1 protein-coding gene is annotated in these 216 nt (G+C 48.6%); it reads right to left on the reverse strand.

Annotated elements, in window-relative coordinates:
* A partial coding sequence (locus LI162_RS15505) for a solute carrier family 23 protein (RefSeq protein WP_305067611.1) occupies nt 1-216 on the reverse strand: 216 nt, incomplete at both ends.

Consider the following 216-nt stretch of genomic DNA (forward strand, 5'->3'; position numbering starts at 1 on the left):
AAACGGTTGATCACCTGTGTCATCGTCACAAGTCCGATATTCTGACTGAATGATGTCAGCGGCAGACATCCGAAACATCCGGAGATTGCACTTGAAAATCCATCAACTGCCAGTGAACCCCGAAGTTCTTTCATCTTAAGATCACGTCCAAGTGCTCCCGTACAGACTGCCGTCGTTGCACCTGTCGTCTCTGCTGCCGATACCATGAATACGATT

Source organism: Mediterraneibacter sp. 210702-DFI.3.120 (assembly GCF_020561005.1).
In the GTDB taxonomy this organism is placed as follows: domain Bacteria; phylum Bacillota; class Clostridia; order Lachnospirales; family Lachnospiraceae; genus Mediterraneibacter; species Mediterraneibacter faecis.